22 protein-coding genes and 1 pseudogene are annotated in these 23,727 nt (G+C 68.2%); 12 read left to right on the forward strand and 11 right to left on the reverse strand.

The window, feature by feature from the left end; genetic code table 11:
• Positions 1–66 precede the first annotated feature (66 nt).
• Positions 67–1,209: an MFS transporter gene (locus EV645_RS11470; RefSeq protein ID WP_130442454.1), complete on the forward strand. Its 1,143-nt coding sequence runs from the start codon at positions 67–69 to the stop codon at positions 1,207–1,209.
• 127 nt (positions 1,210–1,336) lie between these two features.
• Here EV645_RS11470 and EV645_RS11475 read toward each other — a convergent pair whose 3' ends face one another.
• Entirely contained in the window at positions 1,337–2,869 is a 1,533-nt protein-coding gene (locus tag EV645_RS11475; RefSeq protein WP_338419135.1) for a serine/threonine-protein kinase, read from the reverse strand.
• Positions 2,870–2,922: 53 nt separating this feature from the next.
• Between EV645_RS11475 and EV645_RS11480 the strand changes: the two genes are divergently transcribed.
• The 6 genes and pseudogenes from EV645_RS11480 to ptsP all read left to right on the forward strand — a co-directional run bounded on the left by EV645_RS11480 (position 2,923) and on the right by ptsP (position 8,757).
• Positions 2,923–3,483 (forward strand): RNA polymerase sigma factor, encoded by a 561-nt coding sequence (locus EV645_RS11480; protein WP_130442458.1) that lies wholly within the window; start codon positions 2,923–2,925, stop codon positions 3,481–3,483.
• A 64-nt stretch (positions 3,484–3,547) separates the two neighbouring features.
• A complete protein-coding gene (locus EV645_RS11485) occupies positions 3,548–4,777 on the forward strand; it encodes an MFS transporter (protein WP_130442460.1) in 1,230 nt (409 codons plus the stop codon).
• A 43-nt stretch (positions 4,778–4,820) separates the two neighbouring features.
• Positions 4,821–5,825 (forward strand): dihydroxyacetone kinase subunit DhaK, encoded by a 1,005-nt coding sequence (dhaK, locus tag EV645_RS11490; RefSeq protein ID WP_130442462.1) that lies wholly within the window; start codon positions 4,821–4,823, stop codon positions 5,823–5,825.
• A gap of 2 nt (positions 5,826–5,827) precedes the next feature.
• The gene (dhaL, locus tag EV645_RS11495; protein ID WP_130443745.1) at positions 5,828–6,448 is read left to right on the forward strand and encodes a dihydroxyacetone kinase subunit DhaL; all 621 of its coding nucleotides are present in this window, start codon (positions 5,828–5,830) and stop codon (positions 6,446–6,448) included.
• A pseudogene (gene dhaM, locus EV645_RS43290) lies at positions 6,445–6,855 on the forward strand (dihydroxyacetone kinase phosphoryl donor subunit DhaM); the annotation flags it as partial. The gene dhaL and the pseudogene dhaM, both read left to right, overlap by 4 nt.
• Before the next feature lie 51 nt (positions 6,856–6,906).
• Positions 6,907–8,757, forward strand: coding sequence for a phosphoenolpyruvate--protein phosphotransferase (gene ptsP / locus EV645_RS11500; RefSeq protein WP_338419143.1), 1,851 nt, complete (start codon positions 6,907–6,909; stop codon positions 8,755–8,757).
• Here ptsP and EV645_RS11505 read toward each other — a convergent pair.
• Genes EV645_RS11505 through EV645_RS11525 form a run of 5 tightly spaced genes read right to left on the reverse strand, consistent with a single transcriptional unit; the run spans position 8,736 to position 13,528 of the window.
• Positions 8,736–9,392 (reverse strand): cupin domain-containing protein, encoded by a 657-nt coding sequence (locus EV645_RS11505; RefSeq protein ID WP_130442466.1) that lies wholly within the window; start codon positions 9,390–9,392, stop codon positions 8,736–8,738. The genes ptsP and EV645_RS11505 overlap by 22 nt on opposite strands.
• Entirely contained in the window at positions 9,389–9,937 is a 549-nt protein-coding gene (locus tag EV645_RS11510) for a GNAT family N-acetyltransferase (protein ID WP_198681548.1), read from the reverse strand. Before EV645_RS11510 ends, EV645_RS11505 begins: the two co-directional genes overlap by 4 nt.
• Before the next feature lie 14 nt (positions 9,938–9,951).
• Entirely contained in the window at positions 9,952–10,458 is a 507-nt protein-coding gene (locus EV645_RS11515) for a hypothetical protein (RefSeq protein WP_130442471.1), read from the reverse strand.
• Positions 10,459–10,481: 23 nt separating this feature from the next.
• Positions 10,482–11,186: a DUF1707 SHOCT-like domain-containing protein gene (locus EV645_RS11520; RefSeq protein WP_130442473.1), complete on the reverse strand. Its 705-nt coding sequence runs from the start codon at positions 11,184–11,186 to the stop codon at positions 10,482–10,484.
• 26 nt (positions 11,187–11,212) lie between these two features.
• On the reverse strand, positions 11,213–13,528 hold the full coding sequence (locus EV645_RS11525; RefSeq protein WP_130442475.1) for a beta-L-arabinofuranosidase domain-containing protein: 2,316 nt from the start codon (positions 13,526–13,528) through the stop codon (positions 11,213–11,215).
• A gap of 159 nt (positions 13,529–13,687) precedes the next feature.
• Here EV645_RS11525 and EV645_RS11530 point away from each other — a divergent pair, with 159 nt between their 5' ends.
• Positions 13,688–14,659 (forward strand): LacI family DNA-binding transcriptional regulator, encoded by a 972-nt coding sequence (locus EV645_RS11530; RefSeq protein WP_130442477.1) that lies wholly within the window; start codon positions 13,688–13,690, stop codon positions 14,657–14,659.
• Here the strand turns inward: EV645_RS11530 and EV645_RS11535 are convergent.
• From EV645_RS11535 to purS, 5 genes are read right to left on the reverse strand one after another with little or no spacing between them, the layout of a single operon-like run.
• Entirely contained in the window at positions 14,648–15,142 is a 495-nt protein-coding gene (locus EV645_RS11535) for a DUF1707 SHOCT-like domain-containing protein (RefSeq protein WP_130442479.1), read from the reverse strand. The two genes, EV645_RS11530 and EV645_RS11535, sit on opposite strands and share 12 nt — an antisense overlap.
• A 42-nt stretch (positions 15,143–15,184) precedes the next feature.
• On the reverse strand, positions 15,185–17,458 hold the full coding sequence (gene purL / locus EV645_RS11540) for a phosphoribosylformylglycinamidine synthase subunit PurL (protein WP_130442481.1): 2,274 nt from the start codon (positions 17,456–17,458) through the stop codon (positions 15,185–15,187).
• Between the two features lies 1 nt (position 17,459).
• Positions 17,460–19,499 (reverse strand): hypothetical protein, encoded by a 2,040-nt coding sequence (locus EV645_RS11545; protein ID WP_198681549.1) that lies wholly within the window; start codon positions 19,497–19,499, stop codon positions 17,460–17,462.
• 14 nt (positions 19,500–19,513) lie between these two features.
• Entirely contained in the window at positions 19,514–20,185 is a 672-nt protein-coding gene (purQ, locus tag EV645_RS11550; RefSeq protein ID WP_130442485.1) for a phosphoribosylformylglycinamidine synthase subunit PurQ, read from the reverse strand.
• Positions 20,182–20,433: a phosphoribosylformylglycinamidine synthase subunit PurS gene (gene purS / locus EV645_RS11555; protein WP_130387955.1), complete on the reverse strand. Its 252-nt coding sequence runs from the start codon at positions 20,431–20,433 to the stop codon at positions 20,182–20,184. The genes purQ and purS overlap by 4 nt, the downstream gene beginning before the upstream one ends.
• A gap of 112 nt (positions 20,434–20,545) precedes the next feature.
• On the opposite strand from purS, the gene EV645_RS11560 reads away from it, so the two are divergent.
• The 4 genes from EV645_RS11560 to EV645_RS11575 are packed head-to-tail and all read left to right on the forward strand — an operon-like array spanning position 20,546 to position 23,686.
• Positions 20,546–21,067, forward strand: a complete 522-nt coding sequence (locus EV645_RS11560) for a PadR family transcriptional regulator (RefSeq protein ID WP_130442487.1) — start codon at positions 20,546–20,548, stop codon at positions 21,065–21,067.
• The gene (locus EV645_RS11565; RefSeq protein WP_130442489.1) at positions 21,064–21,744 is read left to right on the forward strand and encodes an ABC transporter ATP-binding protein; all 681 of its coding nucleotides are present in this window, start codon (positions 21,064–21,066) and stop codon (positions 21,742–21,744) included. Before EV645_RS11560 ends, EV645_RS11565 begins: the two co-directional genes overlap by 4 nt.
• On the forward strand, positions 21,744–23,069 hold the full coding sequence (locus EV645_RS11570; protein ID WP_130442491.1) for an FtsX-like permease family protein: 1,326 nt from the start codon (positions 21,744–21,746) through the stop codon (positions 23,067–23,069). The genes EV645_RS11565 and EV645_RS11570 overlap by 1 nt, the downstream gene beginning before the upstream one ends.
• Positions 23,066–23,686: a CDP-alcohol phosphatidyltransferase family protein gene (locus EV645_RS11575; protein WP_130442493.1), complete on the forward strand. Its 621-nt coding sequence runs from the start codon at positions 23,066–23,068 to the stop codon at positions 23,684–23,686. Before EV645_RS11570 ends, EV645_RS11575 begins: the two co-directional genes overlap by 4 nt.
• Positions 23,687–23,727 lie beyond the last annotated feature (41 nt).

The raw sequence follows: 23,727 nt of genomic DNA on the forward strand, positions 1-23,727 counted from the left end.
GTGCTCCATGCTCACACCGTCACACTTCGGCGCAACCCGAAGTGTTTCGGTGGGAGCTTGGGAAGCATGCTTCTCGCGTTGCTGTGTGTCGGAATCTTCCTCGTCCAGCTCGACGTGACCGTGGTCAACGTCGCGCTGCCGACGATCCGGACCGGCCTCGACACCAGTGCATCCGGGCAGCAGTGGGTCGTGAGCGGCTACATGATCGCGCTGGCCGGGCTCCTGCTCGTCTGTGGAGCACTGGGCGACCGCATCGGCCACCGCCGTACTGTGCTTGCCGGCCTGACGGTCTTCGGTTGCGCGTCCCTGGTGTGCGGCATCGCGCCGAACATCGAGCTCCTGATCGCAGCGCGCGCACTCCAGGGCGTCGGCGCCGCACTGCTCCTGCCAGGCACGCTGGCCGTCATCACCGATCAGTACGTCGATAGCGCCGCAAGGGCCCGTGCCGTTGGGATCTGGGCCGGAGCGGGCGCACTCGCGTTGGTCGCCGGGCCTATCCTCGGCGGCGTACTGGTCAGCGGATTCGGCTGGCGGGCGGTGTTCCTGATCAACCTGCCGATCATCGTGTTGGTGCTGCCAATGGCCTGGCGGATGGTGCCGCGACGCCGTACAGCTCGAAGTGAGGCACATATGCGGCTTCGCATCGGCCCTGCGTTCGTGGGCGCCAACGTAGTCTCCGGCCTGATGAATCTGGTTGGTCTAGGCACGCTGCTCGCACTGACCCTTTATTTACAAGAGCATCTGGACCAATCCGCGCTTCGTTCCGGACTCGAACTACTGCCGGTTCTGCTGCCGCTGGCCGTCCTCGGCCCGGTGTCAGGCCGCATCACCGCTCGGTACGGCTCTCGGCTCCCGATGTCGTTCGGCCTTGCTCTCGGGGCTATTGGCTCGTTCTGCCTGCTGGTCGTCCACCCGGACAGCCGTTACGCCGCAGTCATTCCCGTCGAGGTCTGCCTGGGCATAGGCATGGGTTTGCTGACCGCCGCGGTGGTGCACGCGGCCATTGCAGCACTGCCTCCGGATCGCGCCGGCCTGGCCGGCGGCGTCAACAACACCGCACGGCAGGCCGTCGGCGCAGCGGGCGTAGCGCTCTACAGTGCGGTCCTGAGCCACTCCGCAACCTTCACCGCAGGTCTCCACACCCTTGCCTGGGTAGGCGGCGTCCTGTGGCTGGTTGCGCTCGGCATCACTTGGCTGACAGTCGACTAGTCAACCGGCCAGATGGTGCGGAAGATCGTGGAGCGCAGCCGATAGAACGTACGACGAGCAGACTGCATCAGCGCCGGCGACGGCCGCAGCCGTTCGGTCGGAAAACGCATGGGGGACTTCCTGAGCGCTAGTACTTCACCGAATTGGCGATCTCGGCAGCCCGGGCGGCATCTGGCGTGATCACCTGGACGAGCAGCGAGCCGCCGTCCCCGCGATCGACGACCCGTTCGAACAGGACCATATCCGCCCCGGCGCATCCACTGGAAATCCGGTCCGTGGTCGGCTGGTCATCGAACGTGCCCGGATAGGTCGGGCCGGGCTTGCATCCGAGCGCCTTGTTGTCCGGAAGAGCGAGCTTCGAGCCGGCTACGCCGATGAACACTCCCGGCGTCGTCGCGGACCAGTCCGAGTCCCGGCTGACCCGGAACGCGGGCGTCCGAGCCTTGCTCCCAGGCGCCAGCCAGTCGGTCTGGGCCATCGACCTCGCCCAGGACCGCGGCACCGTCACCTGGAACTGTCCTTGCGAGACGACGATCGCCTCGCGACTCGACAGGTACCACTGCCCGGCATACCCGGCGCCGCCACCGACGACCAGCGCGAGCAGGGCGGCGACGACCCACCGGCCGCGCTTCCGCTTCCGCGTGGGAGCGGGCTCCGGCTTCTCCGTCGTTTCCTCCGGTACGGCGGGTGCCTCAACCGCGACGGTCTCTGCGTCCGCCGACGGCTCCTCGAGTTTCACGATCGTCGGCTGGTTCTCGTCGCTCAGCGCAGTCTTCGCACCCAGGTGGTCCGTGTCGACGGCAATCACTTCGCGGATCGACAGCGGGAAGTCGTGGGTGGTCTCGTCGAGCCCGCCGACGAGCTCCCGCGTGAACGCCTGCACGTCCGGCCAGCGCTTCTCCCGGTCCGGATCCAGCGCGCGGACGATCGCGGCGTCGACCTGATCGGGCAGCTCGAACCCGAGCGAGCTCGGCGGCGGCGCCACCTCGACCCGGCTGGCCGCCCCGAGCCCGTCGACCTGATGGGGGGATCGCCCGGTCAGAGCGGCGTACGCGACGGCACCCAGCGAGTACTGGTCGGCACGCTGGTCCAGCCGCTCCCCCAGCGCCTGCTCGGGAGCGACGTACGACGGGGTGCCGCCGGGCATCGTGATCCTCGACACCTCGTCGAGCGACTTGCCCAGACCGAGGTCGGACAGGACGGCGCGCTCGCCGTCGTCCGTGCTGCGGAACAGGACGTTCGCGGGTTTCACGTCACGGTGCAGCAGACCGCGCCGATGGAGGGCCTGCAGGCCGCGGCCGACCTGGACGACCACGTCGACAGCCTCGGTCAGCGGGAGGGGCTTCTTCTTCAAGCGGTCGGCCAGCGTGCCGCGATCGGCGTACGTCAGGACCAGAAAGGGGCGGCCGTCCTCCAGTTCGCCGACGTCGTGCACCTGGACGACGTGCTCGGACTCGACGCGGCGCAGGAACCGGCCCTCCTCGAGGAACCGCTGGCGGACCGAGTCGTCGTGCCCCCAGTTGTCCGCGAGCACCTTGATCGCCACTTCGGCATCCAGTTGCTCATCGTGAGCAAGCCATACCGTAGCGAAACCGCCTGAGCCCAGGCGTCGGCGCACGACGTAACGCCCGAGTCTGGTTGGGACCCCCATACAGGGCATTATGGAGTACTGGAGTGTCCCCGTGCCGGGGCCGATCGAGAGCAAAGGCGCAGATGAGCGAGAGCACCAGCCCGACCGACGACCTCGCAACCCTCGCGGAGCAGGCGCAGGCGGGCGACAAGAACGCGATGGACGACCTGCTCCGGCAGGTCTACCCCCGCGTCCTGCGCATCTGCCGCAGCGTCCTGCCGTACTCCGCGGACGCCGAGGACGCCGCTCAGGAGGCGCTGCTGAACATCGCCACCAAGATCGGCACGTACTCCGGCCGCAGCAGCTTCTCCACCTGGGTCCACTCGGTCGCGGCCAACTCGGCCCGGTCGACGTACCGAAAGCTCAAGCGCACTGCCCAGGCCGCGCACAACCCGGAGCAGATGGAGAAGCCGGACCCTCGCACCACCAGCGTGATCGCCGGCACCCGTCTGGACCTCCTGGAGGCGCTGGAGACCCTGGAGCGCGACCGTCCTCAGATGGTCACTCCGCTGGTGCTACGCGACGTCTACGGCCTGTCGTACGAGGAGATCGCGGCCGAGGTCGGCGCACCGCTGGGCACGGTCAAGTCCCGCATCCACGACGCCCGCGAGGTCGTCCGCCCGCTCCTGCGCCCGAAGGACTGAATTGCATCAACCTGCAATGCATCAGGCCGGATAACTGACCTGACCCGGACATACCCTCCGAGTTATGTCCGCCCGGGGGTTGTTGCACAACGGTGACTATCTCAAGCTGCTGACCGGCCAAACGATCAGCTCCATCGGCTCCGCGATGAGCTCGTTCGTCTTCACGCTGCTCGGCTTCGCCATCACGGGCTCCGCGGTCCAGGCAGGCCTGGTCGGGACGGCGTACGCGCTCGGAGCAACCCTCGCCGCGCTGCCCGCGGGCGCGCTGGCGGACCGATGGAGCCGGCGCCGGATCCTGATCGGCTACAGCTTCCTCGGCGCCGTCCTGTTCGGCTCGGTGGCGGTCGCCGGGTGGCTCGGCCATCTCACGCTCCCGCACCTGATCGCGGTCAGCCTCCTGAACGGCGCCGGGTTCGCGATGTTCATGCCCGCAGAGTCCGCCGCACTCCGGCAGATCGTCGCTCCCGAGGACATCAGCACCGCCCTCGCAGCCGCGCACGGTAGGCAGAACATCGCCGGCCTGACCGGCGCACCGCTCGGCGGCCTGCTGTTCTCGATCGGCCGGGTCGTCCCGGTCGCCGTCGACGCGATCTCGTACCTGGTGATGGCGATCCTGCTCGTCACGATCCGCCATCCGCTGCCGGCCGCGAAGCCGGACGGCGACGCGCACGAGCCGATGCTCAAGGCGATCCGTTCCGGCCTGACGTGGCTGTTCCGGCAGGCGTCGCTGCGGACGATCGCGGTGGTCGGCACGATCCTCAACTTCGCCGCGAACGGGACCATCCTGGTCCTCATCCTCAGCATGCAGCAGCGCGGTGTGCGGCCGTCGGTGATCGGGCTGCTGGAGACCGCGATGGGACTCGGCGGGCTGGCCGGCGCCATCGCCTCGCCGAAACTGCTGTCCAGGTTCACCACCGGCCGGATCACGGTCGTCGCCTGCTGGATCATCACCGTCACTTTCACCGCGACCGCCGCCACCACGCATCCCGCTGTGCTGATCGCGCTGCCGGCGTTCGCGATCTTTCTGCTGCCGGCGCTGAACTCGGGCCTGTTCGGCTACCAGATGCTGATCACGCCCGACAACCTCCAGGGCCGGACGCAGAGCGCGGTGATGTTCCTGTCGAACATCTCGATGCCGTTGGCTCCGTTCCTCGGCGGCCTGTTCCTGGAGACGCTCGGCGCGAGGACGGCACTGCTGATCTTCGGTGGCCTGCTCATCGTCGGCTCCGTGCTGCTCACTGTCAGTCGATCGATCCGGTCGATCCCGTTGCTGGCCGAGGTGGAGGCCGTCTGATCGGGGGCTCCCGTTCTGGGCGGGTGTGTGCTCAGATGGGGAGATGAAGAAGCTCATCAACGACCCAGGTGATGTTGTGAGTGAGGCGCTGCGGGGGATGGCGGCAGCGCATCCGGATCGGTTGCGGGTGGATGTGGAGAACCGGATCGTCTACCGCAAGGACGCGCCGAGGCCGGGCAAGGTGGGGCTCATTTCCGGCGGCGGGTCGGGGCACGAGCCGATGCACGGCGGATTCGTCGGGCTCGGGATGCTGGACGCCGCGTGTGCGGGTGAGGTGTTCACCTCGCCGGTGCCGGACCAGATGATGGCGGCGACGAAGGCGGTCGACGCGGGCGCCGGCGTACTGCACATCGTGAAGAACTACACCGGCGACGTGATGAACTTCGAGATGGCCGCCGAGCTGGCCGCGGCCGACGCCGGCACCGAGGTGCTGTCGGTCGTGACGAACGACGACGTCGCCGTCCAGGACAGCCTCTACACGGCCGGTCGCCGCGGTGTCGGCGTGACCGTGCTGCTGGAGAAGATCGTCGGCGCTGCCGCTGAAGAGGGCCAGCCGCTGGCGCAGGTCGCGGATCTCGCGCGCCGAGTCAACGACAACGGCCGCAGCATGGGGATGGCGCTCACGTCGTGCACGGTTCCGGCCGCGGGCAAGCCGACGTTCGACCTGGCCGACAACGAGATGGAGGTCGGTATCGGCATCCACGGCGAGCCCGGCCGTCAACGGTTGCCGTTGGCACCGGCCCGCGAGATCGCCGCCATGCTGGTCGATCCCGTGGTCAGCGATCTCCCTTACCAGCAAGGCGATTCGGTCATTGCCTTCGTCAACGGCATGGGCGGTACGCCGTTGATCGAGCTGTACCTGATGTACAACGAGGTGGCCCAGCTACTCGACCGCGCCGGCATCACCGTCGCCCGCTCACTCGTCGGCAACTACATCACCTCCCTCGAGATGGCCGGCTGTTCGGTCACCCTGCTCAAGGTGGACGACGACCTGGTACGCCTCTGGGACGCCCCCGTAAACACCCCCGGCCTACGCTGGGGCGCGTGAGCATGGGAGTCGATTCCTTCGTCGACTGGTTGCGGGATGCTGCGGGGGTGCTGCATGAGAATGCGGCGTACCTGACTGAGCTGGATTCGGCGATCGGGGACGCGGATCACGGGGCCAACATGGATCGTGGGTTTCAGGCGATCGTGGCGGTGTTGGACGAGTCGTCGTTCGACAGTGCTGACGAGTTGTTGAAGAAGGCCGGGATGACGCTGGTCAGCAAGGTCGGCGGGGCGAGCGGGCCGTTGTACGGCACGTTCTTCCTGCGGTTCGGGACCGCGCTGGCCGGAGCCGATCTCAGCGCGGAGGCGATCGGGCGCGCGCTGCACGCCGGGGTCGAGGGTGTGCTTGCTCGTGGCAAGGCGGAGCTCGGCGACAAGACGATGTACGACGCCTGGGCGCCGGCACTGGAGGCGTACGACGCTGCGGTGGCGGGTGGATCGGAAGTCGGTCCGGCGCTGACCGCGGCCGCTGAAGCGGCGGCCAAGGGGCGGGACGCGACGGTGCCGTTGGTCGCGCGGAAGGGACGCGCGAGCTACCTGGGTGAGCGGAGCGCGGGGCATCAGGATCCGGGCGCAACGAGTACGACGCTGATTCTGGAGTCCGCGGCCCGAACGCTCACATGATCGGCATCGTGGTGGTGTCGCACAGCCGTGCGTTGGCTGAGGCGGCGGTCGGGCTCGCGTCCGAGATGGTTGCCGAGGACAAGCGTCCGGTGATCGCGGTCGCGGCCGGGTTGGATGCGACGACGTTCGGGACGGACGCGATGGCGGTATCGGAGGCGCTAGCTGCTGCGGACAGCGCGGACGGGGTGCTGGTGCTGCTGGACCTGGGCAGTGCTGTGCTGAGTGCGGAGATGGCGCTCGAGTTCGTGGATCCGTCCGTTGCTGACCACGTCCGGCTGAGCAGTGCCCCGTTGGTGGAAGGGCTGGTCGCAGCGGTGGTGACCGCTTCCACAGGCGCATCTCTCGATGCGGTGGTTGCCGAGGCGGAGCGCGGGCTGGTCGGCAAGCAGGACCATCTCGGTGATGCTCCGGCCGCCGAGGCGGCTCCGGTCGTGGAAGCTGACCGGACGGTGGAGGTTGTGGTCGGCAACGAGCATGGTTTGCATGCTCGGCCGGCGGCCCGATTGGTCGGGCTGGTGAATGGGTTCGACGCTGTCGTCACGCTCACCGATCTGGACACCGGTCGCGGGCCGGTGGATGCGGGCAGTTTGAGCATGGTCGCGACGCTGAACGCCCAGCAGGGTCATCGGGTCCGTGTAGGTGCGAGCGGTCCGCAAGCCTCGGAGGTGTTGGCTGCGATCGAGAAGTTGGCGGCCGCGGGCTTCGGCGACGAGCCCACTGTGCAAGCTGCTCCGACAGCCGGTGGGTCTGGGTTGGATGTGGCTATCGGGCCTGCGGTGCTGGTGGGCTCGGGGGTTGACCTGAGCGGTTATGTTGCTGGGGACAACGAACTCGGGCGGCTCGACGACGCACTGGAGGCCGCCGGCGAGCAGCTTCGCGAGCTGCGTGACACGACCCCCGAGCACGGGGACATCTTCGTGGCTCACCTTGCCTTGCTGGAAGATCGGAAGGTTCTTACAGCTGTCGAGCATGCAGTCTCCGGCGGCTCGTCGGCTCCGACCGCCTGGCAGGACGTGTACGACGACCTGGCAACGACCTTCGAAGGGCTCGACGACGCCTACCAGCGCGAGCGTGCACAAGACGTTCGCGCAGTAAGGGATCGCGTACTGCGGATCCTCGTCGGCGCGACCGAAGAATCACCGGCGGACGGCATCCTCGTCGTACCGGAGCTGGACGCGGCAACCGCGGCAACGCTTGATGCAACCCGGATCGCAGGGATCGCCGTACGAGCAGCCGGGACGACCGGCCACGGGGTGATCGTGGCGCGTTCGCGCGGCATCCCGCTCATCACCGGGATCGGCGACGTCGACGTCCGGCCGGGCGCAACGATCGCGTTCGACGCACGCACCGGGTCCTTCGAGGTCGCGCCGGACGAAGACCGGGTCCAGGCGACGATCCGCGAACGGCAGAACGAGCGCGCGCAAGCCGTCACCCGAGCCGACGAGCCCGCCATCACCCGTGACGGCAAGACGATCGACGTACTGGTCAACGTCGGTGTCGTCCAAGACGCCGTCGACGCACAGGGCGCGGACGGGTCGGGTCTGGTACGGACCGAGGTGCTCTTCGGCGACCGTCGTACCGCACCGACCGTCGACGAACAGGTCGAGGCCTTCCGCGCGATCGCACGAGCGCTGGAGAACAGGCCGATCACCATCCGCACCTGGGACATCGGCGGCGACAAGCCACTCCCGTTCCTCCCCCAGGCCAAGGAGGCGAACCCGTTCCTCGGCGAGCGCGGCCTCCGCGTGTTCCGCCGTCGACCCGAGCTCCTGCGCGACCAACTCGAAGCCATCCGTCGGGTAGCGACCGAGACACCGGTCCACGTGATGTTCCCGATGGTCACGACCGCCGATGAGGTCGCCTGGGCACTGGACGAGCTCGGCCCACGGGACGGTCTCGAGGTCGGCATCATGGTCGAGGTCCCCGCCGCCGCGTTGCGCGTCGCCACACTCGCCGAGGATCTCGACTTCGTCAGCATCGGCACCAACGACCTCACGCAGTACACAACCGCCGCCGACCGCACCAACACCGCGGTCGCCTCTCTCGCCGACGGTCTGGACCCCGCAGTCCTCCAACTCATCGACCACGTCGTACGCAACGCCGGCGTCCGCGTCGCAGTCTGCGGCGACCTCGCCAGCAGCCCACAAGCCGCAGTACTACTCGCAGCCCTCGGCGTCACCGAACTCAGCGCCGTCGGCCCACAAGTACCCCTCGTCAAAGCACAACTGCGACAGGCCGACCTCAGTCAGATCGACACTGCCGCAGTGCTCAAGGCGAGGGACGCGGATCAGGTGCGCGGCCTGCTGTAGTAGCGCAGTTCGACCAGGTTGAAGCCGGAGGTGCGTGAGGGCTTGGCGGGGAGGGTGTAGGACTCGCCTGGCTCCAGGTAGGTGACGTCCGGGTGGTCGAGGTCCAGGTCGACCACGAGGGCTGGGTACGCGCCGGTGTGCCAGGTGTACGACTCGCCGGCCTCGGGTGTCACGTGCTGCACGCGTACGTCGTCCTCGTCGACGACCACCTTCACCGGGAGCTCGCCGGCCTGCTCGAAGCCGGACTCGGCCGGGACGCCCGCGATCGCGAAGTACGGGTCGCCGCTGGCCTCCTCGCCCAGGTCGAGGACCTCGATCAGGCGGTTGAGGTACAGCGCGTCGCCGTCGTTGGTGAGCATGTGCACCGGGGACACCGGGCGGTACACGGACCCGCCGACGGTCTCGCTCAGCTGCCGCGCCGGACTGCCGTCCAGCCAGTCCATGTGGCACGGGGACGTCGACAGGCACAGCACGACGTACGGGTTGTGGTGCAGGTGCCAGCCCTGTGCCTCACCGGGCTGGAGCTCCACTTCCCACACGCGGACGCGCGAGTTCTTCAGCAGCACGCGGGTCCCGATCTCACCCAGTACGACGTCGCTGCCGTCGGGCGCGCTGACAGTAGTACCTGCGGTCATGCCATCTCCTCGAGATCTATCGGTCGTTCCATCGCGACACCGGCGAGCACAGTGCCGTCGGGCATCGGTAGCTGGGCAGCCTCCACCTCGGTGAAGCCGAAAGCCTTGTAGAGCGGTACTCCGGGCAGCGTCGACATCAGCGCCAACTTGGTGAACCCCTCTGCCCGTGCTGCGTCCGTGCACGCGGTCAGGATCGCCCTGCCGAGTCCACGCCGGGTCCAGTCCGCACGGACGAACATGGCCCGGATGCGCGCCGGCTCGGTCGCGGGGTCGAGCAGTCGCTCGTCAGCTCCCGCAGTACTGGCGTTGAACAGCTTGTTCCGCCGGCTCCATCCGCCACAGGCGACGATCTCCCCGCCGGCGTCGTGCACGTAGTAGGTGCCGTCCTCGATCAGTGCGGTGTCCAGCGTGGTGATGTGCTCCGCGGCGCTCGCCGTCTCAGCATCGTCGTAGTACGCCGGGAACACGTCCAGCACGGAGGCCCGGGCTAACTCACCAATCGCAGATCCGTCCGACGGCACGGCCAAGCGCAACACGGGGTCCACGCGCACAGGCTAGTTCACTTCGTACGGCGCTTGTCGGCCCAGGATCTGTAACTGGCGAACATGTTGCCTGCCGTCACCACGAGGGCGACCAGAAGCAGGATCACGCTGGAGCCCGACAGGATCAGGACGCCTGCGAAGACGACCCCGATACCGAGGCTCTTTGCCAGGTTCACGATCAACTCACGGTCCGCCGGCTTCGGCTCGGCCGCGAAGCGCGGCGCGCGGGGAGCCGGACGGGTCGGAGCCGGCGCGGGACGGCGGGCAGCCTTCGGCCGACTCAGCGGCGGACGTCTCTTGGCGACCGGGACAGGCGAGGCAGCGATCCGCCCGACCTGAGCCAATCGCTCCACTCCGAGCGGCGTCAGCTCGTAGTCAGCCGGTCCGATGTCCTGTGGGCGGCGGACGACGTGTGACGTGCCGATCAACTCGTCCAGTACAGCCTGGACCTGGTGATCAGTTGCGGCAGTACGGCTGACCAACTCGGCCCGGTTCAGCGGTCGGCCCTCCAGCTGTCTGAGCACCAGGCGCTCCACCCGCGGGTCCTTCACTTCCGCCCGCGCCCGCCTCGGAACTGCCACAGCAGGACGCCGACTACAAGCGCGGTGAACAGCACCGCCGTCGGGAGGCTCGCATGGCTGGACCAGATGGAGCCGGCGATGAACAGGACGATGCAGAGCACCGGTAGCAGCAACAGGGCAACCGACCCCCAGGTCGGCGGATTGGACCCGGGCGGCAGCGTCACCGGATCGGTGAGGTTCGGCAGCGGCAGGCCGTCGAAGACCTGCTCCAGCACGCGTCGGGTCTTGCCGGCGGACAGCAGATCCGACCGTCGTTCGAGCTCCGTCCTGTCGATCCGGCCTGCGACGTAATGGGCAGCCAGGGCTTCCCCACAGACCGCCTTGTCGTCATCGGACAACCAGAGATCCCTCGGGTCCGCCGGCTGCACCTGCCGCGGCCGGATGGTGTCCCTGACCGTCGCGACGAACACCTTCCCCATCATCTTCAGTGGCGAGTCAAGGAGTTCCTCGACCACCTCCAGCCGGCCGGATCCGGCCGCGGTGATCTCGTAGTCGGCCGGTCCGGCATCCTGCGGGCGACGGACGACGTACGTCCCCCGAACCAGGTCGTCCAACGCCGACTGAACCCAGCGCTCGCTGGCGCCCGTACGGCGTGCCAACTCCGCCCGGGTCAGCGGCGCAACTTGCAAATGCTCGAGAAGCGCATGTTCCAGCGCAGCTTGATCCCCCACGGGCTCATTTTCGCAGGTCCAAGCGGTCAGCTGTATGTCAAAAGCAGCAATCCCCCGGAGTACGTCGGGCGCAGTAGAGCCTCCACCCGGATGTACTGCGCATGCACCGGCGTGAAGGTTGTGGTGTTGAGCTGGTCGACTGCGACGTCGTACGGCGTGGTGTTGTCGACCGGGCGCCACGTGTCCCCGTCGAGCCACAGCACGCGCCAGGTCTGGGGCACGCGGCACAGGCCGGAGCCGGTGTCGTCGTACCAGTACGCCGAGACCTGCGAGAGCTCGCGCATCAAGCGCAGGTCGTAGGAGATCCACTCCGTCGTCCCGCGACGGTCCCACCACGTGAAGCGCGGAATCGACGTGTCTGCAGAGGACTCCGGCACCCGCCCTGAGCCAGGAGCTTCCAGCGAGTCGCCGTCGTTGACATGCGATGCAGTGATCCGCGTGCGGTAGCTCCACTCCTTGCCATGCGGCGAGACCTGCGGGAACGACGTGACCCGCAGTCGAGCCGCACCCATCGGAATCAGCGTCACAGTCTCCACAGGTTCTTCCGACCGCGCCGGACCGGGCTGCAGCACTCCGACCACGTCCTCGGTGTCCGCCTCCCACTGCGGGAGCCGTCGCGCCTGGGTGGTCAGTGCGAGTGGCACTCCCTCGCTAGTGAAGGGATTCGCGCCCGCGTCGCGTCGTACGACGTCAAAGCGCGCGTCGGCGACCAGACCGTAGTTCCAGGGGGACTCGGGATAGACGGATAGCTCGGGCCACTCGTCAGTCCCACCGATGCGCTCGTACCGCTCATCGATCTGCAGCGAATAGGTCAACGGACCACGGTCCACAGACACCGAGCGCTGGTTGTCGTCCCAGACCCTGGTGCTCGTCCGCATCGGCAACAGGAGCTCCACGCGGTCACCGGACCGCCAGGTGCGGTCCAGCTTCAGCCAGTCGCCGCTGACGTGAACCGGTTGGTCGTTAACCTTCACCGACACCTCATGTACCCAGCCAGGACGCCTTAAATACAAGGGGAATCGCGCCGCGCCCTGCACAGTGAACGAGACGGTGTCAGAGAACGGGTACTCCGTGTCCTGCACGATGCTCACCGTCTCGCCCCCAGCCCCGACGCGAGCAGTCACCTTGCTGGCGGCGTACATCGACGCGGCCAGCCCGTTGTCCGTGGTCGCCAGCCAGAGCTCCTGCGCGTAGTACGGCCAGCCCATGCCGTAGTTGTGTGGACAGCATCGGTACTGACGTACGCCGTACTTGTACGCCTGCATCGGGAACGGGTTCTCGAACTGCCCGTGCTTCGGCCGGTCGTCCAGCTGCACACTGTTGGCACAGGTGATGTAGTGCATCACCTGCTGCTGCGGGTCGTACGACGCTGGCAGCGAGTTGAACGCCAGCTCCTCACACCGGTCCGTCCAGGCCGTGTCACCGGTGAAGCGAGTGAGCAGCTCACAGCTGTGCATCAGCTCGACGATCCCGCACGTCTCGAACCCCTGCCGCGGGTCACCGAACCCGGGCCGCGAGTTCTCGTCTCCGGCGAACCCACCACCGGGGAACTGCCCGTAGAGCCCCATCACCGTCGCATAGTTCCGGTACGTCGCCGCCCGGTGCTTCTCGTCGCCGGACAGCAGCCAGTACTGCAACGGCTCACGGAACCCCTGCGCCAGGTTGACGTTGTGCCAGGTGGGAATGCCGTCGACGTAGTCCGCCGACCCGCTGTGCATCTTGGTCACCAGGTCGAGCAGCCACTCGTCTCCGGTGCGGTTGTAGAGCCAGTACGCACTGTCGATGTTGTCGCCCCAGCGGAACGCACCCCACGACCGGTTGAACACCTCCGGCGGCTGCGTGTTCTGAAACCCCAGGTACTTCGTCATGAACGGAATGACCCGCTCGTCACCGGAGTACTCGTGCCAGGACCGGAATGCGGCCAGCAGCGGCATGCCCGGCCAGAAGTCCGGCCCGCTCTCCAGTGAGGTCCGCAGCCGTTCGGGACCGAACCATCCGTCGGCGGCCTGGGTCCCGAGGATGCCTTCCATCCACCGCTGTGTCCTGGTCAGTACGCCGGTGTTGCCGGTGACATACCCGAGGTCACCGAAGCCGCGAAGCCAGTACGGCAGCTCCTCCCACGCTCCCTGCGCCGGGTCGACCCAGCCGTTCGTCTCGTAGACCAGGAAGTCCGAGATCTCGTCATACCGGCCGCAGAGTCCGTCGACCTGCAGCTCGAGCTGCTGCGCCAGCCAGCCGCGCGGCTCGACTGCACCGGGTGGGAGCTTCTGGAACGGCACGGGCCGGAGCGGCGCGCGCTGCGGGACGTAGTGGCCGCCACGGCCGGCAGGTGGAGTGGGCATGGCTATGCCTTTCTGACGAGGAACGACGGCAATACCGCACACGTTTTCCGTGATTGACAACGTAGGACTAGACAATGCGCCGGTCAAGATCAAAGTACAGGTCAGCAGGGTTCTCCGACGCTCCTGCTAGGCTTCGCCGCAAGAACGGAAGGAAACGCCATGAAGAGGCCAGGAGTGCGGATCACCGACGTCGCCGCGCTCGCCGGCGTGTCCGCCGGAACCGCCTCGAAGGCGCTGAACAACACCGGCCAGCTCAGCCAGGAGACGCGATCCCGGGTACGACGAGCCGCCGCGCAGCTCGGGTTCACGCCGGACGCCCGCGGCCGCGCGCTCTCATCCGGCCGGACGTACACCGTCGCGCTACTGACCACAGACAGCTCGGGCCGCTTCAGCATCCCGATCATGCGCGGCGTGGAGGACGTACTCAGCGCAGGCGAGCTGGCGACCGTCCTGTGCGACACCCGCGACGATCCGCTCCGCGAACAGAGCTACTTGCGCACACTGGTCGCCCGTGGTGTCGACGGCATCGTCGTGACCGGTCGGCGAACCGAGCCGCGCCCGCCGATCGACGTACCGCTGCCAGTCGTCTATGCGCTCGCTGCGTCGACCAATCCGGCGGATGCGTCGGTCATAGTCGACGACGCGGCCGGGGCCGCCGCCACGATCACCCACCTGCAAGGCCTCGGGTGCACTCGGATCGCCCACATCACCGGCCCGGCCCACCACCGCTCCGCAGCAGAACGCGCCGAGGCCGTCGCCGCTGCGCTGTGCACCGAGCCGCTGTTCGGCGACTGGTCCGAACGCTGGGGCCGCCAAGCGACAGACCTGGTACTGCGCGAGCACCCGGACGCAATCACCTGTGGCAGCGACCAGATCGCCCGCGGCGTCTGCGACCGCCTGCGCGAGCTGGGCCGCTCAGTCCCCGACGAGATCGCCGTCACCGGCTATGACAACTGGCCGGTGATGGCCCTGGCCAGCAGGCCGCCGCTCACCACCGTCGATCTCCGCCTCGAAGACCTGGGTCGCCGCGCCGCCTCCCTGCTCTTGGAAGCGATCGCAGGCACGCCGCATCACGGCGTACTCGAACTCCCCGCTCAGCTGGTCACACGGGAGTCGACGCTAGGAGCCTGACCGCCGGCGTTCCTCCCGGGCCGGTCGTGATGCCCAGCGGTACGCGTAGAACGTCCACGCCAGCGCCGGCAGCGCGAAGATCGCCGCAGCGATCTCACGTCCGAACACCATGAACACCAGTCCGGTCAGCACGAACGGCACTGCCATCCAAGCGGCTGCGGCGAACCCAGCCCACCGCCACTTCCCCGGCTTCCGCTCCGGCGGCTTGTACAGCGAGGGAGCCGGCAGCCCGGCAAAGATCGGCTGCAGGTCGCCATGCGTCACGGCATCGTTCAGCAGATCGACCCGCCGATGCAGCTCCAGCTCATCCAGCCGGCCGATCGCGAACTGCTCCGCCAACTCATCCGTGGCGACCCGGCGCTCCTCGTCCGTCAACCGGATCTGAGCCATCCGCCGCCGCGCCGCGGCAGCCCGAGCCTCCTGGCCGGCCGCAGCCGCCAGCCCCATCAACTCCCCCGGCTTGACCGGCCGCCGCTCCGCCATCCATCACCTCACTCGTCTCCACCGAGTGTGCCAGAGAGGTGTCTAGTTGAGGACCGACGGCAGCGTGGCCGTCCATGCGGTGCGCAGCTCGGTCAGCGGCACCTCGAACTGGTCCTGGACGTCGAGGGTGTCGCCGGTGATGACGCCGATCTTCGCGTGCGGGAAGCGGCGGGCGGTGCACATGTCGGTGAACCGGACCTCCTCGGTCCGCGGTACGGCGACGACCGCGCGGCCGGCCGATTCCGCGAACAGGAACAGGAACGGGTCGAGCCCGTCCGGCGCCCACACCCGCGCGCCGACGCCGCCGCGCAGGGCGGACTCGACCAGCGTCTGAGCGACACCGCCGTCGCTGACGTCGTGCGCCGCGTCGATCAACCCGTCCCGCGACGCGTTGATCAGGATGTCGGCCAGCTGCTTCTCGGCCTCGAGGTCGACGGCCGGCGGACGCCCGCCGAGGTGACCGTGGATGACGTTGGCCCACTCGGACCCGGACAGCTCCTCCTCGGTCTCGCCGAGCAGGTACAGCTGGTGGCCCTCCATCTCGGCCGTGAACCCGATCGGCGTACGGCGAGTGACGTCGTCGATCACGCCGAGCACACCGACCACCGGGGTCGGCAGGATCGGGGTCTCGCCGGTCTGGTTGTAGAACGACACGTTGCCGCCGGTGACCGGGATGCCCAGCTCGATGCAGCCGTCGACCAGACCGCGGATCGCCTCGGTGAACTGCCACATCACACCCGAGTCCTCCGGCGAGCCGAAGTTCAGGCAGTCGGTCACAGCTGCAGGGCGCGCACCCGTGGTGGCCACGTTCCGGTAGGACTCGGCGAGCGCCAGCTTCGCACCGGTGTATGGGTCGAGCTTGGCGAACCGTCCGTTGCAGTCGGTCGAGACCGCGACGCCCAGGCCGCTGGTTTCGTCGACGCGGATCATCCCGCTGTCCTCGGGCTGCGAGAGCACCGAGTTGCCGAGCACGTACCGGTCGTACTGGTCCGTCACCCACGACTTGTCGCAGAGGTTCGGCGAGGCGACCAGCCGCAGCAGGGTGTCCCGCAGCTCCGCGCCACTGCTTGCCCGAGGCAACTTCTCCGCACCGTCGGCCTGCAGTGCGTCCTGCCAGTCCGGCCGTGCGTACGGGCGGTTGTAGACCGGGCCCTCGTGCGCGACGGTCTCCGGCAGTACGTCGACGACGCGCTCGCCGTGCCAGTCGATCTCCAGCCGCCCGGTGTCGGTCACCTCACCGATCACATCAGCCTGGACGTCCCACTTCGCGCAGATCTTCAGGAACGCCTCGACGTTCTCCGGCGTGACGCAGGCCATCATCCGTTCCTGCGACTCGCTCATCAGGATCTCTTCGGGCGACAGCGAGGCGTCCCGCAGCGGCACCTTGTCCAGCGATACCCGCATGCCGCCGTCGCCCGCGCTGGCGAGCTCCGAGGTCGCACACGACAGGCCGCCGCCGCCGAGGTCCTGGATGCCCTCGACCACATTCGCGGCGAAGAGCTCGAGCGTGCACTCGATCAGCAGCTTCTCCATGAACGGGTCGCCGACCTGGACCGCCGGCCGCTTGGTCGGCCCGCCCTCGGCGAAGGTCTCCGAGGCCAGCACCGACACACCGCCGATGCCGTCACCGCCGGTCTTGGCGCCGTACAGGATCATCTGGTTGCCGACGCCGGTCGCGTTGGCCAGGTGCAGGTCCTCGTGCCGCATCACACCGATGCAGAGCGCGTTGACCAGCGGGTTGCCCAGGTACGTCGGGTCGAAGACGACCTCGCCGCCGATGTTCGGCAGGCCGAGGCTGTTCCCGTAACCGCCGACACCGGACACGATGCCCGGCAGCACCCGCTTGGTGTCCGGAGCGTCTAGCGGCCCGAAGCGCAGCGGGTCCATCACGGCGACCGGGCGGGCGCCCATCGCGATGATGTCGCGGACGATGCCGCCGACGCCGGTCGCCGCCCCCTGGTACGGCTCGACGTACGACGGGTGGTTGTGCGACTCGACCTTGAACGTGACGGCGTACCCCTCGCCGATGTCGATCACGCCGGCGTTCTCACCGATACCGGCCAGCATCTTCCCGGTCGGCGTCTCCTGCGGGATCTCGCCGAACCGCTTCAGGTGCACCTTGGAGGACTTGTACGAGCAGTGCTCGCTCCACATCACCGAGTACATCGCCAGCTCGCAGCTGGTGGGCCGGCGATCCAGGATGTCCCGGATCCGCTGGTACTCGTCCGGCTTCAGTCCGAGCTCAGCCCACGGCTGCTCGACCTCAGGCGTGTTGGTTGCGTTGCTGACGGTGTCGGCGTGGGATTCCGGGGACACGTTAGGACTCCTGCACTAGGTGGGACTCAGGTGAAACGGTAGCGGGCTGCCGGGAAGCCATGAGATGAGCCACCAGCAGCGGGACAGCGAAGCCGGCCATGATCGCGGGCAGTGCGACCCCGGCGTCGTTCAGAAGCATGCCGACGAGACCACAGGTCGACAGGGCCAGCAGCGTGGGCCGGACCATCGGCAGGCTGCCGTAGAACTCCCGGTACGACTCCGAGGGCACACGGTTCGGCAGGACTGTCGCCAGCATGAGGAGGACGACCGCGACGAGCATCAGCCACCCGGCCGGTCCGCTGAAGAACTGGACCGCCATCTGGAGCTTGCGGATGAGTACGTCGCTGACGTCGCCGTCGAGGAGCCGTGCGACGAACGTACCGAAGTGGCTGCGCTGCTCGGGCGGACGCAAGTAGTCGAGGAAGGCGACCACAGACACCGCCAGTACGCCGGCAACGCCCACGCCGATCAGTGCGCGCAGCGAGATGGTGCCCTTCCAGGTCAGCCAGGCCATCAGCAGCACAGCCGGGGTCAGCGCGATGATGCCGCCGAAGTCAGTACCCCAGCCCGGTTTGCCGTCCACAACGATCGCAGCACCGCCGATGGCCAGTACTGCGAGTGCGGCCTGCACTCTGCTCTTGTCGAGCAGCTTCTGCGCGGCCCACCCGGCTGTGACCAGCGCACCGACCGCCAGCGTCGCGAACGTCGAGTTGCCGAAGCCATAGAACCGCCCACCGATCACAGGTCCGTCAGCGAACATGCTGCCGACCTGCATCGGCGTACCGAGCACTCCGTCGACCAACAGGAGCAGGTACGCCGCCAGCGCGAGCCCGAGGTACGCGTACCGCTTCAGGAACACCTGCGCGACCGCTGCGGAGAGCACGCTGATGCCGATCGTCACGGCGTACAGGGAGAACGCGGGCGACGGCCACCGCCACCACACCGTCGCCTGCGCCAGGAAGACCGCAATGAAGAACCCACCCTGCACAAGGAGGGCGAACACCGCGGTACGGCGGGACGTCGGGCTGCGCCTGATCAGGAACCACACCAGTGCGAGCACCTCGGCGCCGACGATCGTCAACGCGACTGCGAACAGCACCGGCCGCGGCTGCTCGAACCGCTGGTTGGCGTCCAGCCTGTCCTCGATCACCGCCGCCGCATTCGTGTGCAGGTCACCGGTGAAGTGGATCTCCGCGCCGTCGAGAGGTCCTGCCTTCTCGGACCCGGCGGGGTCGACCGGCTTGGCCTCACCACGCAGGACGGTGGCCGTGATGTCGGTCAGCTGGATCATGCCGGGGCGGCGGGTCGAGTCGCTGGTCAGCCAGCGCGGCCCGTTGTCCGGAGGCAGTTGCATTGCCACGAGGGTTTGCTGATGTGCGTCGGCCGTCTCCTGGCCGACGCCGACGAGCAGCACCCAGCCACCTGCTGCTCTGGCCTGCGCCACCAGGTCGGCTACGTGCTTGCGTGCTTCGTCGCGTCCTTCGCGGAGCGGCATCGCTCCGGCGTCGACGATCGCGTCGCCACATGCGGTACTGGCGAGCTTGGAGTCGTCGAACTCCGGGCTCCAGTTGGCGACCGTGCCGTCCGTCTTCGCTACCGCGATTGCCGCGCCCGGTCCGAAGCCGCAGACGCGGTCGCGGCTGACGCCGAGGCGGCCGATGGGTGCGCCGGTGTGGTGCTCGGCCTGGCGGTCGACGTACGTCTGCCAGCCGGTGATCTTGCCGTCGGTCACTGCGGGCAGGTCACCGCACGGCTGGTCCGGCACGTTGCCCCAGGCGCGCGTCCCTGCACTGATCGTCAGCCAGCCGTCGATCGGACAGGTGTGCGGCCCGGCCGTCTTCACCGAGATCGACCCGACGTGTGACTTGTTCACCAGAGCAGTCAGCTCCGGCGACGCCTGCACGTCACTCCAGGTCAACCCGGGTACGCCGATCACCACGACCTTGGCCATCAGGTCGGCCGGCTGCGCGGTCGCCGTACCAGTGGCCGCAAGGACGATCGCCGCGGCTAGTAAGAGGGTGCGGGCCAGGAGCGACCGCACCCGGGTGAGGCTCATCAGGAGGCGACGACGGCCTTCAGCACCGAGGTGAAGAAGCCCAGGCCGTCCGTGGTCGGTCCGGTGAGAGTCTCGACGCAGTGCTCCGGGTGCGGCATCAGGCCGACCACGTTGCCGCGCTCGTTGGTGATGCCTGCGATGTCGCGGTACGAGCCGTTCGGGTTCTCGTCCAGGTAGCGGGCGACCACCCGGCCCTCACCCTCCAGCCGGTCCAGCGTCGCCTCGTCGGCGACGTACGAACCGTCCTGGTTCTTCAGCACGATGGTGATCTCGTGGTTGGCGTCGTAGTCGCTGGTCCAGGCGGTGCGGTTGTTCTCGATCCGCAGCGGCTGGTCCTTGCAGATGAACTTGCGGTGGTGGTTCTTGATCAGCGCGCCCGGCAGCAGGTGCGACTCGCACAGCACCTGGAAGCCGTTGCAGATCCCCAGCACCGGCATGCCCTCGCCGGCCTTCTTGATGATGGTCTCCATCACCGGGGCGAACCGGGAGATCGCACCGGCGCGCAGGTAGTCGCCGTACGAGAAGCCGCCGGGCAGGACGACCGCGTCCACACCGTGCAGGTCGGCGTCACCGTGCCAGAGCGCGACCGCCTCGGCACCGGCCACCGCGGCCGCACGACGGGCGTCGACGTCGTCCAGCGAGCCCGGGAAGGTGACGACCCCGATCTTCACTGTCCGTTCTCCACATGCAGCGTGTAGTCCTCGATCACCGGGTTGGCCAGCAGGGTGTCCGCGGCCTTCCGGATCTCGGCGACCCGCTCCTCGGTCGCCTCACCGTCCAGGGTGATCTCGAAGCGCTTTCCCTGCCGGACGTCGGCCACGCCGTCAAAGCCGAGCCGGCCGAACGCGCCGTGCACCGCCTTGCCCTGCGGGTCGAGAATCTCGGGCTTGAGCATGACGTCGACGACAACGCGAGCCACTGACTACTCCAGGTTCGTTGCGGGGTGACGCCTGAATCCTACCGAGCACGGTCCAGAATGCCGCATCCTGGACTATTCACTCAGTACATACACGCGGTGTATAGTCACCGCTATGGCCACCGCAGAGCTCGTGCTCGGGCTCCTGTCCGCCGGACCGGCACACGGGTACGACGTGAAGCGCGGCCATGACGCTTGGTTCCCCGACAGCCGCCCCCTGGCCTTTGGCCAGGTGTACACGACACTGGGGCGACTGGAGCGCGACGGACTGGTCGAGGTGGTCGACAAGACATCGGGCGGAGGCCCGGACCGGACCGTCTACGCGCTCACGAGCAAGGGCCGCGACCACCTGGCCGACTGGCTCAACGATCCGGTCCCACCGGCCTGGGGCAGCGCCGACGAGGTACTGCGGAAGCTCGTGGCGGCCATCCGCACCGGAGGGGACGCCGCCGGCTTCCTCGCCCGTCAGCGCGCCAGCCACCTGCGGCGGATCCGCGAACTGCGCGAGACTCCCGCCGACGACGACCCGACCTCACCACTGGTCCGCGAGTACATCGTGGCCCATCTCGACGCCGATCTGCGCTGGCTGGACAGCGCCTTGGACCGCATCTCAGAGCAAAGGGGGGCTCACAGATGACTGGACAACCTGTGCTGGAGCTGGAGGGTGTCGAGTACTCGTACCGGCGGAACCCTGCGCTCCGCGGCGTCAGTCTGAAGCTCAAACCAGGTGAGGTAGTCGCGGTGACCGGGGCCAGCGGCTGCGGCAAGTCCACCCTGCTGCACTGTGCGGCCGGCATCCTCACTCCGGATGCGGGCGTGGTCCGTGTGGACGGTGAGGACCTCTCCGCTCTGCCGGAGGAACGGCGTGCCGCACTCCGGCGTACGAAGGTCGGCATCGTGCTGCAGTTCGGGCAGCTGGTGCCGGATCTGCCACTGATCGACAACGTGGCGCTGCCACTCCTCTTGGACGGCCACGAGCGTGGCGAGGCCCATGTGGCCGCACGCCACTGGCTGGACCAGGTGGGGATCGCCGACGACGCCGATGCGGTGCCGGCCGAGCTGTCCGGCGGGCAGACGCAGCGTGCTGCGCTGGCGCGGGCACTGGTCACCGGACCGTCCGTCGTGCTCGCTGACGAGCCGACCGGCAGTCTCGACAGTCGCGCCGGGCAGGAGCTCCTCGACGTACTGCTGCGGGCCGCCCGATACCGCGGCGCCGCGCTGCTGATGGTGACGCACGACAACGTCGTCGCCTCCTCGGCAGACCGGGAGATCAGGCTGCGGGACGGCCTGATCCAGCACGAGGTGTCCCTCTGATGACACTCGAGACGCTGGTGCAGCTGTCCCGCTCGCGGACCCTGGCCGACCGCAGCCGGGTCAAGCTGGCCACTGCGACCCTGGCGCTCAGCGGCTCGCTGCTACTTGGCGCGTTGCGCATCGCACGCCTCGGCAAGGGCGACCTGAGCGAAAGCATCTACAGCAACTACGTCGCCGAGAGCGGCCTTCGCTCCGGACTGATCGCGATCCTCGTCATCCTCGCCGTACTCACCGGAGGCCTCGCAGTCCAGGCCCTGCGCCTGGGTACGGCGGCACGCGAACGGCGACTGGACGCGCTGCGACTGGCAGGTGCATCCCGCAAGCAGCTGCGCCAACTGACCGTGACCGATGCAGCTATCGCGGGCCTGGTCGGCGGACTGCTCGCCGGACCGGCGTACCTGCTGCTCAGTCTGCTGTTCGGCGCACTCCCCCGGATGGCCCGGATCCTGCCCGGCGCGGAGGTGCTGGACGCGGCTCTGTGGATCCCGGTGGTGATCGCGATGACGGCGGCTGGTGCGGTGATCGGCAGTCTGCTGCACCGGGACGGTCCAATGCCGTCCACGCCGGAGACCGCGGCGCAGCGTCGTACGGGCATCATCGCCGGGCCGGTGCTGATCGTGCTCGGGCTGCTGACATCGCGGTACCTGGGCTATATCGCGTCGACGATCGCGCTCGCCGGGATCGCACTGCTCTTCCTCAGCATGTCGGCGTTGTGGATCCGCGCTGTCGGGCTGCGGCTGCAGCGGTCGAGCGACCCGGCGTACATGCTGACCGGACTCCGGCTGGTCACTGACTCGCGCCCGGCGTCACGGATCTGCATGCTGCTGGGTTGCTGCGGCTTTCTCGTCGGCACCATGGCCAACGCGATCGCCGGAGTCCACGCCGAGAACGACCGGGGTGGTAATGCTGCGTTCTACACCACCGGTTTCGGGCTGACGATCGCCGGGCTCGCCCTGGTCGCGCTCACCGCGATGGCTGCGCTGATCGTCGGTGTCGCCGACCAACTGGTCGACCATCGCCGTCAGTTCGCCAGCCTGACCGCACTCGGCGTGGACCTGGCGTTCCTGCGCCGGGTGATCCGCCGCCAGCTGACCGCGGTCGCCGCGCCGGCGCTCGCGACCGGTCTGCTGCTGGGCACCCTGATCGGCCTCGGTCGCGTGGTCGGCGGTGCGGTCGATCCATTCGAGCCAGGCACGCTGCTGATCGCGGCGGCCTTGACGGCCGGGGGCTGGCTGCTCGGTCATCTCGGCGGCGCGGCCGCCGGCTATCTCCTTCGCAACCAACTCCGGGACGCACTGGATCCCGAGAATCTGAGGGCCGCATGAGTTCGACCCCCTTGGCGGTCCGGCCTGCGCTGCTGCTGGGCCTGCCGAACCGGATCACCCTGGTCCGGACCTTGATCGCGATGACCGTCGCCACCTTCGCGTTCCGGACCGGCGATCTGACCTGGCTGGTGCTCGGGTACTTCTCGTACTGGTTCGGCGACAGCCTCGACGGCTGGGTGGCTCGCAAGCGGAACGAGGAGTCGCTGTCCGGAGCCGTGTTCGACATCGTCTGCGACCGGGCCTGCTCGTTCCTGCTCGCCGCCGCGTTCATGGCGACATATCCGGCGACGATCGGTCCGCTGGCGATCTACCTGGCGCAGTTCGGCGTACTGGACACGATGCTGACGTTCTCGTTCCTGCTCTGGCCGTGGATGCTCAGCCCGAACTACTTCTACAAGGTCGACCGGCCGATCTACCTCTGGAACTGGTCCAAGCCCGCCAAGGCGCTGAACACCGGCGCAGTCGTGATCTCGCTGGTCGTGGCCGGTCACACCGGCGCACAGTGGCTGCCGTACGCCGTCGCGATCGCGGCGCTGGCCGTCAAGGTGGTCTCGTCGTACCGACTCGTCATGATCCTGTCCGGCCGCTGGCTCGCCGCACCTGGGCAACCGCGATGAGGGGGTGGACCCTGGTCTACCCCCGAAGGTGGGGCTGAGTT

This window comes from Kribbella rubisoli (genome assembly GCF_004217145.1).
Taxonomy (GTDB): domain Bacteria; phylum Actinomycetota; class Actinomycetes; order Propionibacteriales; family Kribbellaceae; genus Kribbella; species Kribbella rubisoli.

Bases quoted from the DNA above. Each gene is read 5' to 3' on its own strand.
- EV645_RS11470 (WP_130442454.1), top strand. From the start codon at position 67: ATGCTTCTCGCGTTGCTGTGTGTCGGAATCTTCCTCGTCCAGCTCGAC.
- EV645_RS11475 (WP_338419135.1), bottom strand. From the start codon at position 2,869: ATGCCCTGTATGGGGGTCCCAACCAGACTCGGGCGTTACGTCGTGCGC.
- EV645_RS11480 (WP_130442458.1), top strand. From the start codon at position 2,923: ATGAGCGAGAGCACCAGCCCGACCGACGACCTCGCAACCCTCGCGGAG.
- EV645_RS11485 (WP_130442460.1), top strand. From the start codon at position 3,548: ATGTCCGCCCGGGGGTTGTTGCACAACGGTGACTATCTCAAGCTGCTG.
- dhaK (WP_130442462.1), top strand. From the start codon at position 4,821: ATGAAGAAGCTCATCAACGACCCAGGTGATGTTGTGAGTGAGGCGCTG.
- dhaL (WP_130443745.1), top strand. From the start codon at position 5,828: ATGGGAGTCGATTCCTTCGTCGACTGGTTGCGGGATGCTGCGGGGGTG.
- EV645_RS11505 (WP_130442466.1), bottom strand. From the start codon at position 9,392: ATGACCGCAGGTACTACTGTCAGCGCGCCCGACGGCAGCGACGTCGTA.
- EV645_RS11525 (WP_130442475.1), bottom strand. From the start codon at position 13,528: ATGCCCACTCCACCTGCCGGCCGTGGCGGCCACTACGTCCCGCAGCGC.
- EV645_RS11530 (WP_130442477.1), top strand. From the start codon at position 13,688: ATGAAGAGGCCAGGAGTGCGGATCACCGACGTCGCCGCGCTCGCCGGC.
- EV645_RS11535 (WP_130442479.1), bottom strand. From the start codon at position 15,142: ATGGCGGAGCGGCGGCCGGTCAAGCCGGGGGAGTTGATGGGGCTGGCG.
- EV645_RS11560 (WP_130442487.1), top strand. From the start codon at position 20,546: ATGGCCACCGCAGAGCTCGTGCTCGGGCTCCTGTCCGCCGGACCGGCA.
- EV645_RS11565 (WP_130442489.1), top strand. From the start codon at position 21,064: ATGACTGGACAACCTGTGCTGGAGCTGGAGGGTGTCGAGTACTCGTAC.
- EV645_RS11570 (WP_130442491.1), top strand. From the start codon at position 21,744: ATGACACTCGAGACGCTGGTGCAGCTGTCCCGCTCGCGGACCCTGGCC.
- EV645_RS11575 (WP_130442493.1), top strand. From the start codon at position 23,066: ATGAGTTCGACCCCCTTGGCGGTCCGGCCTGCGCTGCTGCTGGGCCTG.